We start from the raw sequence: 12,368 nt of genomic DNA, 5'->3' as shown, positions 1-12,368 counted from the left end.
TAGAAACTTAAAATCCAAGGAGGAATCACCAATGGCTAAAATGTATTACAACCAGGACATCAATGAAGGACTACTACAAGGAAAGACGATCGCGGTCGTAGGGTACGGTTCACAAGGCCACGCGCACGCACAAAACTTGAAAGACTCAGGATTCGACGTAGTCGTCGGCGTACGCCCAGGAAAATCATTCGATCAGGCAAAAGAAGACGGCCTTGAGGTTAAAACAGTAGCAGAAGCAGCTGAACAAGCAGACATCATCATGATCCTGCTTCCGGACGAGAGACAGAAGCAAGTGTATGACGAAGAGATCCAACCGGCATTGAAAGCGGGCAAGTCGCTTGTATTCGCACACGGATTCAACGTGCATTTCGGTCAAATCGTACCTCCGGCGGATGTTGACGTATTCCTCGTCGCACCGAAAGGCCCTGGACACCTCGTTCGCAGAACGTATGAAGCAGGCGCTGGCGTACCGGCATTGTTCGCTGTATTCCAAGACGTTTCAGGCCAAGCGAAAGACGTTGCACTTGCTTATGCAAAAGGAATCGGCGCAGCTCGTGCAGGCGTCCTTGAAACTTCATTCAAGGAAGAAACTGAAACGGATCTATTTGGAGAGCAGGCAGTCCTTTGCGGCGGATTGACTTCCCTCGTCAAAGCTGGTTTCGAAACGTTGGTGGAAGCAGGTTATCAGCCTGAACTCGCTTATTTCGAAACGATGCATGAATTGAAACTGATTGTCGACCTCATGTACGAAGGCGGCATGTCCGGAATGCGCTACTCGATTTCCGACACTGCTGAATGGGGCGATTACGTATCAGGACCGCGTATCGTTGATGCAGACACGAAAGCACGCATGAAAGACATCTTGACTGAAATCCAGGAAGGCAAATTCGCGGAAGGCTGGATTGCAGAAAACGCAAACGACCGTCCGGACTACAATGCCTATAAGGAATCGGAAGCGAAGCACCAGATCGAAGTCGTTGGTGAAAAGCTTCGTGCAATGATGCCATTCGTAAATGAAGGCAAGAAAACAAAACAGGAGGAAGTGGTGGGCAGTGCGACAAATTGACATCTTTGATACGACACTTCGTGATGGTGAACAATCGGCCGGCATCAATCTGAACACGGCTGAAAAGATGGAAATTGCCCGCCAACTAGAACGTTTTGGCGCTACGGTGATCGAAGCAGGGTTCCCTGCTTCCTCACCTGGTGATTTCGAAGCAGTGCAGCGCATTGCGAATACAGTGAAGAACTCGACAGTGACCGGGCTTGCCCGTGCCATGAAAAGCGATATCGATACTTCATGGGAAGCGTTGAAAGGCGGACAGCAGCCACATCTCCACGTGTTTTTGGCAACTTCTCCGATCCATATGGAGCATAAATTGATGAAGACGCCTGACCAAGTCGTGGATATCGCAGTGGAAGCCGTTAAATATGCAAAAAAATTCTTTCCTCTCGTTCAATGGTCAGCAGAAGACGCATTCCGTTCCGACCCTGCATTCCTCGTCCGGATTATCAATCAAGTGATCAAAGCCGGTGCGACGACTATCAATATCCCTGACACGGTCGGTTATGCAACGCCTCAGGAGTACGGTGCTTTATTCAAATTCTTGAAGGAGAATGTGACAGGCATTGAGCGCGTGAAGCTATCTGCGCATTGCCATAACGATCTGGGAATGGCTGTCGCCAACTCCATCGCAGCGATTGAAAATGGTGCCGATCAAGTCGAAGGCACGATTAACGGGATCGGTGAACGGGCTGGAAATGCTGCACTCGAAGAAATCGCAGTCGCCCTCCATATTCGCAAGGATGTCTACGGTTTTGAAACAGGCATCAATCTCCAGGAAATCAAGCGCACAAGCCAATTGGTCAGCCAGTTGACGGGCGTCGTCATTCAGCCGAACAAGGCCGTAGTCGGGAAGAACGCTTTCGCACATGAATCGGGAATCCATCAGGACGGCATGCTGAAAAACCGGGAAACGTATGAAATCATCACGCCGGAACTGATCGGCGATAAGACGGCTCCGCTCGCGCTCGGCAAGCATTCCGGCCGTCATGCATTCAAGGACCGTGCCGTTACGATGGGCTTCGAGCTGAGTGACGCGCAATTGAATGAAGCATTTGTCGAGTTCAAGAAGCTCGCCGACCGCAAGAAGGAAATTACGGAAGACGATCTGTTCGTCCTCTTCACAGGCAAGCAGATCGCGAATGCCGATGCAGACATTTATGAACTGACGAATGTGCAAGTGCAATACGGCACGTCCAATGTTCCGACGGCGACCATCGCTGCGAATGTCCCTTCCGGAGAAAACGTCGTCGTTGCCACAACAGGCGCTGGTTCAGTAGAAGCGATCTTCAATGCACTCGAGCTCCTCGTCAAAGGGCATGTCAACATATTGGATTACCGCGTCACATCGATCGGCAAAGGCCGTGATGCGTTAGGGGAAGCGGTCGTCAACTTGCGTTTTAACGGCGAAACGTTCACAGGCAGAGACATCTCTCAAGACGTCCTGGAAGCATCCGCCAAAGCATACCTGAACGCAATTAACAGGAAGCTGGTGAAGGATCAAGTGAAAGTGATGGAAACTGTCAGTCAGTAACGGGGTTATGATATTGCATTATGCGTGAAAAACCGGGTTTACGCGTAATTCTAGCTGGTTTTGTGTCTCTATCAATGGAAATTTATATAAGTAGATGTAATGTATAAGGATTGGAGCGGAAGGCGGCGACTCCTGCGGGAAAGCGAGACAGGTGAGACCCTGGAGGGAGCGAAGCGACTGAGGAGGCTCACCGCTCGCCCGCGGAAAGCGTCCGCCTGGAGTGGAAATCCGGATTATTTATACACCACTGAGTCTGAAGATTTTGTGAATGGGAATGACAACAAGGAGGAGAAGTTCAATGGAAAAAAGAGTGGCTGTATTACAGGGTGATGGAATCGGACCGGAAGTGACGTCGGCGGCTGTACGAATTCTTGAAGTGGTTGCAAGACGGTTCAACCACACATTCCATTTTGATTACGGTTCAATCGGAGGGGAAGCGATCGATTCGTTCAATGATCCGCTTCCGAAGGAGACAATCGAACTCTGTGAATCAAGTGATGCAGTGCTCTTGGGGGCGGTCGGCGGTCCGAAATGGGATCGGAATCCATCTGAGCTGCGACCTGAAAAAGGGCTGCTAGCGATTCGGAAGCACTTTGATTTATTCGCGAACCTGAGACCGGTCAAAGCGGTCCCTTCCTTGCTCCAAGCTTCTCCTCTAAAAGAGGAAATCGTCCGGGAAGTCGATATGATGATCGTCCGTGAGCTGACGGGCGGCATCTATTTCGGGCTACCGAGCCGCAAGACAGCAACAGCTGCAGTCGACACGCTCGTCTATACGCGCGAAGAAATTGAACGCATCGTTGAAAAGGCATTCGAGCTTGCGCGGATGAGACGCGGAAAGGTGACATCCGTCGATAAGGCGAATGTACTTGAGTCGAGCAAGCTTTGGCGTGAAGTCGTCGAAGAGAAGCGGCAAAGGTATCCGGATGTCGAAGTCGAGCATCAGCTCGTCGACTCGGCGGCGATGAAATTGATTACGAACCCGAAAGCGTTCGATGTTGTTGTCACTGAAAACATGTTCGGCGACATTTTAAGCGACGAAGCGTCCGTCATCACCGGTTCGCTTGGCCTTATGCCATCAGCTAGCGTCCGGTCCGATGGATTCGGTCTTTATGAGCCTGTGCATGGCTCCGCTCCGGATGTTGCCGGAATGGGCATCGCAAATCCTGCAGCAGCCATTTTGTCAGCGGCGATGATGCTCCGCTATTCATTCGGAATGGATACGGAAGCGGCGGCGATTGAAAAAGCGGTCGATACCGTATTCGAAGACGGGCATTTTACTGCGGACCTTGCAGGAAGCACAGATCGCGCCCTTTCGACAACGGAGTGGACGGATAAAGTGATCGGTGAGCTGGATTTGCAGTTCGTCTCGAATAGCATCATGTTTTCGTACGTCTGAATTGAAAGGAGAAGTTCAAATGGCCAAAACGATTATTGAGAAAATATGGGATCAGCATGTTGTGTACGAAGAACAGGGGAAACCGGATCTGTTATATATCGACCTTCATTTATTGCATGAAGTGACTTCTCCTCAAGCGTTTGAAGGCTTGCGGCTGGCGGGGCGGAAAGTTCGCCGTCCCGACCTCTGCTTCGCAACAATGGATCATAATGTGCCGACCCGCAATTTGCCGACAATCAACGATCCGATTGCCAAAAAGCAGATTACGACGCTGGAGAAAAACTGCGAGGAATTCGGTATCGAGCTTGCGCATATGGAGCATCCCGACCAGGGAATTGTCCATATTATCGGCCCCGAACTCGGATTGACACAGCCCGGGAAGACGATTGTTTGCGGGGATAGCCATACGTCGACGCACGGCGCATTCGGCGCCATCGCATTCGGGATCGGCACGAGCGAGGTCGAGCATGTCCTGTCGACACAGACGCTTTGGCAATCAAAACCGAAAACGATGGAAATACGGATCAACGGAAAACTTGGCTTCGGCGTTACTGCAAAAGACGTCATCCTGGCGATCATTTCGAAATTCGGCATCGACGTCGGAACGGGGCATATCGCGGAGTATACGGGCGAAGCGATCCGCTCCATGACGATGGAGGAACGGATGACCATTTGCAATATGTCCATCGAGGCGGGGGCGAAAGCCGGTTTGATCAGCCCGGATGAGACGACAATCGAGTACTTGAGAGGACGTCGTCATGTCCCTGAAGGTGAAGCGTTCGAAGAGGCTGCAGAACAATGGCTTTCCTTGGCATCGGATGAAGGGGCGTCTTACGATACCGTTCTTGAAATCAACGCAGATGAAATCGAGCCGTTCGTCACGTGGGGCACGAATCCTTCGATGGGGTCAGGCATCAGCGCACAAGTTCCATCGGCTGAGGATTTCGAGAATGAATCCGATAAGGAAGCATTGAAAAAGGCGCTCGCCTATATGGGGCTTGAGGAAGGGACGCCGCTTACGAAAATCGAAATCCAGCACGTCTTCATCGGTTCGTGCACGAACGCTCGCTTGAGTGATCTGCGGGCTGCTGCGGAAGTGATCGATGGCCAAAAAGTGCATCCGAATGTGACGGCAATCGTCGTTCCAGGTTCCCGCACCGTGAAACGGCAGGCAGAAGAGGAAGGTTTGGATAAAATCTTCCTTGAATCAGGATTCGAATGGCGCGAATCGGGCTGCAGCATGTGCCTCGCGATGAACGATGATGTCGTTCCAGCGGGCGAACGATGCGCATCGACATCGAACCGGAACTTTGAAGGCAGACAAGGGGCGGGTTCACGCACCCACCTGATGAGCCCTGCAATGGCTGCGGCTGCAGCAATTTCCGGCCGTTTCACGGATGTTCGAGAAATGAAATTGGCTCATGCGTGAGGTAATGAAGAAAGGATGATTCCATGAAACCGATCAATGAAGTGCGCAGCGTCATGACCCCCTTGAATCGAAAAAATATAGATACGGACCAGATCATATCGAAAGAATTCCTGAAGCGGATCGAACGGACCGGCTTCGGAAAATACCTTTTCTACCATTGGCGCTTCCAAGCGGACGGCACGGAAAACAAGGAGTTCGTCTTGAACGACGAATGGTTCAAAGACTCGAAAATCCTCGTCGCCCACGACAATTTCGGCTGCGGTTCCTCCCGGGAACACGCACCGTGGGCTATTCTTGACTACGGCTTCGAAGTCGTCATCGCGCCGTCGTTCGCGGATATATTCCACAATAATTGCTTCAAGAACGGCATCCTGCCGATCCGGCTTCGTGTAGAGGAAGTCGAAGAGCTTTTATCCAAAGGCGAATCCGCTCCGTATACATTGGACATCAATCTTGAAGAGCAGAGGGTAACGGGCGAGGACGGGAAAACGTACTCATTCACTATCGATCCGTATTATAAGCAAATGCTGTTGAATGGCTGGGACGAAATTTCGTTGACGTTCCAATATGAAGAGCATATTACCGAATATGAAAAACAGCATGCTTGATGAATGGGCTGCAGATGAAATCAACATTGATCTCATCTGCGGTCTATTCTTTTGTCCATTCCCGCTCCTAAGCCTTCCTTCCTTCCTTCCTTCCTTCCTTCCTTCCTTCATTCAAAACCCCAGCACGCATTTCACATCATTCACATACGACTGGCTCACCGGCAGTTCTGTACCATCCACTAATGTCACAACCAAATTCGATGAGAAGTCGCGGGAGATCCGCGAGATTCGAGCTGTATTCACAATGTACGACCGGTGAATGCGCAAGAAGATTTCAGGCAGCCGCTTCTCCAATTCCTTCAGCGTGCTTGACACGCAAAATTGACCTTCCTCTGTATAGAAGAATGTCTTTTTCTGATAGCTTTCGATATGGGTGATCTGTTCGATCGGCACCGGGTACCATTCGTCGTTGAGTTTTCCAGTGAGCATCCGCAATGGAGTAAGTTGATCAGAAGGCAGGATGACGACAAGTGCAGCTTGTTCCCCGTTGATTTCAATCGGCATCCAATCCCCTTGCTGACGCGTTAGTTGCTGTAGAATCTCCTCGTGTAATCGTTTCCTATCCATTCGATTCATCTTCCCCTTTTCGATTTCGTCGAGTTATTTCCTCATTCATCCTCTGAAACTACCTTTTTGTCGGAATGTACAGACGTTTCAAATAATCTGTTATATAGTAATGTATAACAACTTACTCTGTTGTGGAACAGTAGGAAAGTATCAATTAATCTATTAAACGAAAGGTGATGGTTGAAATGATGAATCGAACAGAACAAATGGAGCAGTTGGAGAGAGGCTGGCAGGAAGATGAACGTTGGGCAGGGATCGAGCGTGGATACAGTGCGGAGGACGTTATCAAGTTACGAGGGTCTGTTCAAATAGAACATACATTGGCGAAAAGAGGGGCGGAACGGCTCTGGAAATCACTTCATGAAGAGGATTTCATCGCCGCACTCGGCGCTTTAACGGGCAATCAAGCCGTTCAGCAAGTGAAAGCGGGGCTGCAGGCGATCTATCTGAGCGGTTGGCAAGTGGCGGCGGATGCGAATATGGCAGGACAGATGTATCCCGATCAAAGCCTTTACCCGGTGAACAGCGTGCCGAACGTCGTGAAGCGGATCAATCAGGCGTTGCAGCGTGCGGATCAGATCGATTGTGCGGAAGGAAGGCTTGACGGATTTGATTGGTTCGCCCCGATTGTCGCTGATGCCGAGGCAGGATTTGGCGGACCGTTGAATGTGTTTGAATTAATGAAAGCGATGATCGAAGCGGGTGCAGCCGGTGTCCATTTCGAGGACCAGCTTGCTTCTGAAAAGAAATGCGGCCATCTTGGCGGGAAAGTGCTTCTTCCAACGCAAAATGCAGTCCGGAATTTGATTTCGGCAAGGCTTGCGGCTGACGTTTCGGGTGTCCCGACGATCATTATTGCGAGGACGGATGCCGATGCGGCGGATCTGATCACGAGCGACATCGATGAACGTGACCATGAATTCATTACAGGGGAGCGTACGCCGGAAGGTTTTTATCGCACGAAAGCCGGCATCGAGCAGGCGATTGCCCGCGGTCTCGCATACGCGCCATACGCCGATCTGATCTGGTGTGAAACATCGACGCCGGATCTCGAGGAAGCGAAACGCTTTGCGGACGCCATCCACGCAAAGTTCCCGGGCAAAATGCTTGCCTATAACTGTTCGCCTTCCTTCAACTGGAAAGCGAATTTGGACGACGAGACGATTGGCAAATTCCAGCGGGAGCTCGGCAAGATGGGCTATAAATTCCAGTTCGTCACATTGGCCGGATTCCACTCATTGAACCATAGTATGTTCGAATTGTCACATGGGTATAAAACCGATGGGATGGCCGCCTATTCGAAGCTGCAGGAAGCTGAATTTGCGAATGAAGTGAACGGCTACACGGCAACCCGCCATCAACGCGAAGTCGGAACAGGTTATTTCGATGAAGTGGCACAGGTCATTTCAGGAGGCACCTCCTCCACGACAGCAATGAAAGGGTCGACTGAAGAGGCGCAATTCGTTTGAATGACGGCCCATTCCTAACTAAATGAAAGGATGATTCAACTGACTATTCAACAGACGCGTTTCAATATGGATGTGGCCGGTGATATGACGGTGGGAACGGAGGAGATCCTGACGCCGGAAGCGCTTGAATTCCTTTATTGCCTACATGAACAATTCAATGGACGCAGAAAAGAATTGCTTGCGGCTAGGGAAGCGAGGCAACGCCGATTCGATGCCGGCGAGAAGCCCGATTTCCTTGAGGAAACGAAGCATATTCGTGAAGGCGATTGGACGGTGGCACCGATTCCGCCCGACTTGCAGGATCGACGAGTGGAGATCACAGGTCCCGTCGATCGGAAAATGATCATCAATGCACTCAATTCAGGAGCGAAGGCGTTCATGGCGGATTTTGAAGATGCGACTTCGCCGACGTGGTCGAATATGATCGACGGACAGCTCAATCTGAAAGATGCCGTGAGACGGACGATTTCATTCGAGCAGGCGTCCAATGGAAAGAGCTATTCATTGAATGATGAGACGGCAGTTTTAATGGTAAGGGCGCGCGGATTGCATTTGGATGAAAAGCATATCCGCATTGACGGCGAGCCGATTGCGGGAGGACTTTTCGATTTTGGACTTTATTTCTTCCATAACGCGAAGGAGTTGTTGTCGCGGGGCACAGGTCCGTATTTCTACTTGCCGAAACTCGAAAGCCATTTGGAGGCGAGATGGTGGAATGAAGTATTCGTCTTCGCACAGGAGAAGCTCGGCATCCCGAATGGCACGATCCGGTCGACGGTGCTGATTGAAACGATTCCCGCCGCCTTCGAAATGGATGAAATCCTGTATGAACTGCGCGATCACATAGCGGGGCTGAATTGCGGTCGCTGGGACTATATTTTCAGCTTTATTAAACGACTTCGCACTCAGCCAGATGTCATCTTGCCGGATCGCGGGCAAGTGACGATGACATCGCCTTTCATGAGGGCGTATACACAGCTTTGCATCCAGACATGCCATAAGCGGAATGCGTTTGCGATGGGCGGGATGGCGGCCCAGATCCCGATCCGCAACAACGCGCAAGCAAACGAGGAAGCATTCCGGAAAGTCGCGGAAGATAAACGCAGGGAAGTGACGGATGGACACGACGGTACATGGGTCGCTCATCCGGGGCTCGTAGCTGTCGCGAAGGCTGAATTCGATGCCCAAATGGAAACGCCTAACCAAGTCCATCGGAAACGCGAAGATGTGAACGTGACGGCTGCCGATTTGCTGGAAGTGCCGACCGGGACGATTACGGAGGAAGGGCTGCGGACGAATTGCAGTGTCGGCGTCCAATATATCGCTTCGTGGTTGAGAGGGAATGGGGCGGCGCCCATCAATCATCTGATGGAAGACGCGGCAACTGCGGAAATTTCCCGCTCCCAAGTATGGCAGTGGATCCGTCACCCTGAAGGCAAGCTGATTGATGGCCGGGACATCAATGTTGATTTATTCAAGAAAGTATTTACGGATGAAATGAAGAAGTTGAAGGAAGTCGTCGGAGAAAAGGAGTTCCGTTTCGGCAAATTCAATGAGGCAGCGGATCTGTTCGTTGATTTGACGTTCGAGGATGAGTTTGAGGAATTTCTGACGCTGCAAGGATATGAAAAATTATCATAGGAAAAGGAGGGTTCATTATGCAGAAAACGAAGGAAGCGCAAAGGTCGAAAAAGTATTGCCGGGAATGCGGTTGTGAAATCGTCGAGAAAGTTGAATCCCTGCTCTATGAATGTGAACGCTGCATCGGCAAACATAAGGAATGAAGGAACAGGCCCGCTCTCCCGCCCACGGGGGAACGGGCTTTTCCCATTTTCCCCCCGAAAAAAGGGTTTCATGCCTATTCTGGCGAATGGGGTATAATAGAGAAGATAATTTAATGTAAAGGGGATGTTTCTATGCGTAATGAAGAGATGCTATTGATACCTGGACCGACGCCTGTCGTCGATTCGATTTACGACGCGATGGCAAGTGAGACAAGAGGGCATACTGATCCGCGCTTCGTCGAAATTTACAAGCGCTCGATCGAAAGGACCCGCGAAATGTTCAAAACTGACGGTGAGGTATTTGTCATCGCCGGGTCGGGGACGATTGGCATGGAAATGGCGCTCGTCAATACGGTCGGTGCCGGAGAGCGATTATTGGTCATCAGCCATGGCTATTTCGGGGACCGCTTCATTCAGCTTGGAAAAGCGTTCGGGATTGAAATCGATGTCCTTCAGGCAGAATGGGGACAGCAAGTCGCACCTGAAGAAGTGGAGCGTCAACTGTCGGAACGTACATACAAGGCGGTGACGATTACGCATGCGGATACGTCGACAGGTGTGGCGGCAGACTTGGATGCGCTCGTTCCGATCGTGAAAAAACATGGCGCACTTGTCATTTTGGACGGAGTTTGCGCAACTGCGGCGATGGAAGAGGATATGAGCAAGGAGTATGGCGGCGAGGGTTATACAATTGACGTCGTGCTGACGGGCTCCCAAAAGGCGATCGGCGTTCCACCGGGGCTCGCGATTGTCGCGTTCAATCAAACCGCATTGGCAGCACGCAAGGAGCTCGGACACATTCCTGCGTATTATTGCGATATCGAAAATTGGATTCCGATCATGCACGATCCATCCAAATATTTCGCGACGCCTCCGGTGAACTTGATTTATGCATATGATGAAGGCATGAAACTTGTTCTGGAGGAAGGCTTGGAAAAACGGTATGCAAGGCATACGGCGTATGGACGAGGTGTGCGCTCTGCACTCCGTGAGTACGGCATGAAGCCGTTGGCGGAAGAGGAAGTTGCCGCATCGACATTGAGCTGCTTCCTATATCCGGAAGGCGTAAATGATGCAGAATTCCGTGCCGCCTTGGCGGGTGTTGGTCTCATCGTCGCGGGCGCATTGGCACATTTGGGAGGCAAAGCATTCCGCCTTGGCCATATGGGCAACACGACGGAGGATATGCTCATTTCCGCAATCGAAAAGATCGGCGAAGCGTTGAAGGATGTCGGACAAGACGTTTCAATCGAGCAAGCTGTTAACCGTTTCAAGGAAGAAACCGCATCGATTGTTCAATAAAAGACAGAATCACCCTGTTCGAAAACGGAACAGGGTGATTTTTTTAGGGTGCAGAAGTTATGCGCAATTTTGGCGGGGTTATGCTCGACTTTGGGCCAGTTTTGCGCGACTTTTGCGTGGGAATGCGCAACTTTTCACGAGTTATGCGCGACTTTGACATAGTTATGCTCATCTTGGGACTTTAGGTCCGCATCCTCCGAGCGAAAAAACCTCACCTCCCGCGCTCTTCCTCCAACACCTCAACCGCCACATCCGGCATATCCGTAAAAATCCCATCCGCCCCGATTTCAATCATGCGTCGGATCTCCTGCTCTTCATTCACTGTGAATGGATGGACATGCAAATCCACCCCGTGGACAAGCTCCACCAACTCCTTCGTCACAATCGACTTATCCATACCGATGCCTGACGCATACTCTGCGACTTTTTCCAATTGCTTTTTCGTTAGCATCGTTTCATTTTTCGCTGAATACAGTTGTATAAGCGGAATGGCCGGCTCCTGTTCATGGACTTTCTTCAAAGAGGCCGCATCGAATGATTGCAGGATGATTTTCGGCAATTCCGCGTCTTCCAATGGCAGTAGTCCAAACTCCCGCAACTGTCCGAGCAAAGCTTCTTCGATTCCCGGGTAGGAAGCAGGTGACTTCAGTTCAATATAGTAATTGACATCATCTTGGAAATACGAAAAAATCTCCTCCGTACTGACGATGCGCAGCGGATCGATGCCTTCCGGCAATGAAACCGTCAGCTTCCCGTCATAGTCGGACTCACGGTGTACTTTTTTCAACTCCTGGAAATCCACTTCTGCGATCCATTTTCTGCCATCCGGCAAATGAACGAAAGGGTCATGCATCGATACGAGTTCCCCATCTTTCGTCATATGCACATCCAATTCGATATAATCCGCCTTCATCTGCACAGCCAATCCGTAAGACAGCAAAGAGTGCTCCGGCGCATAGGCGGAAGCCCCGCGATGCGCAATAATCAAGAATTTATCCGCCGGCAAAGAGGCTGCAACCGAAGCGGTTGAACATGCCGATAGAAGGATCAGCAGGCTAAGAAGAATCCCTTTTTTCACGGTAGTTTCCTCCTTGAACGTAAAGTAATTGTAAAGATTGAGAAAAAAGGAAGGAATCATGACATCTTTTATCGAAGTGTGTCACTAGCACAAATTTCAGATTAATAGAAAACTATTGGGCGGAAAGGAATTTGA

At 50.6% G+C, this 12,368-nt stretch carries 10 protein-coding genes and 1 pseudogene; 9 read left to right on the top strand and 2 right to left on the bottom strand.

Annotation, left to right across the window (positions count from 1 at the left end; genetic code table 11):
* Positions 1-13 precede the first annotated feature (13 nt).
* The 5 genes and pseudogenes from ilvC to leuD all read left to right on the top strand — a co-directional run.
* A pseudogene (gene ilvC / locus ACFPTP_RS13165) lies at positions 14-1,066 on the top strand (ketol-acid reductoisomerase); the annotation flags it as partial.
* Complete coding sequence (locus ACFPTP_RS13160) at positions 1,053-2,597, top strand: 2-isopropylmalate synthase (protein ID WP_381445656.1); 1,545 nt, start codon at positions 1,053-1,055, stop codon at positions 2,595-2,597. The pseudogene ilvC and the gene ACFPTP_RS13160, both read left to right, overlap by 14 nt.
* A gap of 298 nt (positions 2,598-2,895) precedes the next feature.
* The gene (gene leuB, locus ACFPTP_RS13155) at positions 2,896-3,996 is read left to right on the top strand and encodes a 3-isopropylmalate dehydrogenase (RefSeq protein WP_381445654.1); all 1,101 of its coding nucleotides are present in this window, start codon (positions 2,896-2,898) and stop codon (positions 3,994-3,996) included.
* A gap of 19 nt (positions 3,997-4,015) precedes the next feature.
* A complete protein-coding gene (gene leuC / locus ACFPTP_RS13150) occupies positions 4,016-5,425 on the top strand; it encodes a 3-isopropylmalate dehydratase large subunit (RefSeq protein ID WP_381445652.1) in 1,410 nt (469 codons plus the stop codon).
* Between the two features lie 23 nt (positions 5,426-5,448).
* Positions 5,449-6,033 (top strand): 3-isopropylmalate dehydratase small subunit, encoded by a 585-nt coding sequence (leuD, locus tag ACFPTP_RS13145; RefSeq protein ID WP_381445650.1) that lies wholly within the window; start codon positions 5,449-5,451, stop codon positions 6,031-6,033.
* 111 nt (positions 6,034-6,144) lie between these two features.
* On the opposite strand, the gene ACFPTP_RS13140 is transcribed toward leuD, so the two are convergent.
* Positions 6,145-6,600: a LytR/AlgR family response regulator transcription factor gene (locus tag ACFPTP_RS13140; RefSeq protein WP_381445648.1), complete on the bottom strand. Its 456-nt coding sequence runs from the start codon at positions 6,598-6,600 to the stop codon at positions 6,145-6,147.
* Between the two features lie 185 nt (positions 6,601-6,785).
* Here ACFPTP_RS13140 and aceA point away from each other — a divergent pair, with 185 nt between their 5' ends.
* The 4 genes from aceA to ACFPTP_RS13120 all read left to right on the top strand — a co-directional run bounded on the left by aceA (position 6,786) and on the right by ACFPTP_RS13120 (position 11,155).
* Positions 6,786-8,069 (top strand): isocitrate lyase, encoded by a 1,284-nt coding sequence (gene aceA, locus ACFPTP_RS13135; RefSeq protein ID WP_381445647.1) that lies wholly within the window; start codon positions 6,786-6,788, stop codon positions 8,067-8,069.
* A gap of 84 nt (positions 8,070-8,153) precedes the next feature.
* Positions 8,154-9,710 (top strand): malate synthase A, encoded by a 1,557-nt coding sequence (aceB, locus tag ACFPTP_RS13130; RefSeq protein ID WP_381445645.1) that lies wholly within the window; start codon positions 8,154-8,156, stop codon positions 9,708-9,710.
* A 17-nt stretch (positions 9,711-9,727) separates the two neighbouring features.
* Positions 9,728-9,853: a YhfH family protein gene (locus ACFPTP_RS13125; protein WP_381445643.1), complete on the top strand. Its 126-nt coding sequence runs from the start codon at positions 9,728-9,730 to the stop codon at positions 9,851-9,853.
* A 132-nt stretch (positions 9,854-9,985) separates the two neighbouring features.
* Entirely contained in the window at positions 9,986-11,155 is a 1,170-nt protein-coding gene (locus ACFPTP_RS13120) for a pyridoxal-phosphate-dependent aminotransferase family protein (protein ID WP_381445641.1), read from the top strand.
* A gap of 211 nt (positions 11,156-11,366) precedes the next feature.
* On the opposite strand, the gene ACFPTP_RS13115 is transcribed toward ACFPTP_RS13120, so the two are convergent.
* A complete protein-coding gene (locus ACFPTP_RS13115; protein WP_381445639.1) occupies positions 11,367-12,233 on the bottom strand; it encodes a glycerophosphodiester phosphodiesterase family protein in 867 nt (288 codons plus the stop codon).
* Positions 12,234-12,368 lie beyond the last annotated feature (135 nt).

Origin of the sequence: Sporosarcina koreensis (assembly GCF_042655825.1) — a bacterium.
In the GTDB taxonomy this organism is placed as follows: domain Bacteria; phylum Bacillota; class Bacilli; order Bacillales_A; family Planococcaceae; genus Sporosarcina; species Sporosarcina koreensis.
Note: the sequence above shows the minus strand (reverse complement) of the source record. Positions and strands in the feature narration are given on the sequence as shown.

What these genes read in the sequence shown, in the direction of transcription:
- leuB (WP_381445654.1), top strand. Translation starts at nt 2,896, where the DNA reads ATGGAAAAAAGAGTGGCTGTATTACAGGGTGATGGAATCGGACCGGAA.
- leuC (WP_381445652.1), top strand. Translation starts at nt 4,016, where the DNA reads ATGGCCAAAACGATTATTGAGAAAATATGGGATCAGCATGTTGTGTAC.
- leuD (WP_381445650.1), top strand. Translation starts at nt 5,449, where the DNA reads ATGAAACCGATCAATGAAGTGCGCAGCGTCATGACCCCCTTGAATCGA.
- ACFPTP_RS13140 (WP_381445648.1), bottom strand. Translation starts at nt 6,600, where the DNA reads ATGGATAGGAAACGATTACACGAGGAGATTCTACAGCAACTAACGCGT.
- aceA (WP_381445647.1), top strand. Translation starts at nt 6,786, where the DNA reads ATGATGAATCGAACAGAACAAATGGAGCAGTTGGAGAGAGGCTGGCAG.
- aceB (WP_381445645.1), top strand. Translation starts at nt 8,154, where the DNA reads ATGACGGTGGGAACGGAGGAGATCCTGACGCCGGAAGCGCTTGAATTC.
- ACFPTP_RS13125 (WP_381445643.1), top strand. Translation starts at nt 9,728, where the DNA reads ATGCAGAAAACGAAGGAAGCGCAAAGGTCGAAAAAGTATTGCCGGGAA.
- ACFPTP_RS13120 (WP_381445641.1), top strand. Translation starts at nt 9,986, where the DNA reads ATGCGTAATGAAGAGATGCTATTGATACCTGGACCGACGCCTGTCGTC.